At 72.4% G+C, this 928-nt stretch carries 1 protein-coding gene; it reads left to right on the top strand.

The window, feature by feature from the left end; translation table 11 throughout:
• The coding region (locus CFP71_RS37180) for an AMP-binding protein (protein ID WP_143267238.1) at nt 1–928 on the top strand (928 nt) is incomplete at both ends.

The following is a 928-nucleotide window of genomic DNA, read 5'->3' as shown; positions in this document are numbered from 1 at the left end:
TGCTGACCGCGGCGCTGGCCGACCCGGATCAGTCCGTCGCGGACCTGCCGCTGCTGTCGGACGCCGAACGCGAGCTGGTCCTGACCGACTGGAACTCGGCGGAGCTGTCCATTTCGGACACGACGACCGTGCACGCCCGGTTCGAGGAGCAGGTGCGGCGGACCCCGGACGCGCCCGCCGTCGACTTCGGCGGGGTTCGCCTGACCTACGCCGAGCTGAACGTGCGAGCCAATCGCGTCGCACACCGGCTGCGCGAGCTGGGCGCCGGTCCCGGCACCGTCGTCGGCGTGTGCGTGCCGAACTCGGCGGACCTGCTGACCGGTGTGCTCGGGGTGCTGAAGAGCGGCGCGGCCTACGTCCCGCTCGACCCGGCCAACCCGGCTCCCCGGCAGGCGCTGATCCTCGCCGACGCCGGTGTCCCGTTCGTACTGGTCACCGGCGAGTCCACAGTGGACACCAAGTCGCTTGCCCTGGACGATCCGGCCGAATGGTCCGCCGCGGCCACCGAAGACCCCGAACCGGCGGCAGGGCCGGACGACGTCGCCTATGTGATCTACACATCGGGCTCGACCGGGCGGCCCAAGGGTGTCGAGGTCGAGCACCGGGCCGTCGACATGTACCTGGCGTGGGCGCGTGAGGCATACCCCGGGCTGGCCGGACGGGCGTTGCTGCACACGTCGGCGTCGTTCGACCTCACCGTGACGACGCTGCTCGGCACCCTCACCGCCGGGGGCGCGGTGGTCGACGGCGGCCGCCCGACGTTCGTCAAGGCGACCCCGACGCACCTCGCCGTCCTCGCCGACGAGCTGTTCCCGACGGGTGAGCTGGTGCTCGGCGGGGAAGCGCTGACCGCCGAGACCGTTCAGCCGTGGCGGGAGCGGCATCCCGGCACGCTCGTCGTCAACGAGTACGGCCCGACCGAGGCCAC

This window comes from Amycolatopsis thailandensis, assembly GCF_002234405.1.
Classification (GTDB): domain Bacteria; phylum Actinomycetota; class Actinomycetes; order Mycobacteriales; family Pseudonocardiaceae; genus Amycolatopsis; species Amycolatopsis thailandensis.
This window is presented reverse-complemented; position numbering and strand designations above follow the sequence as displayed.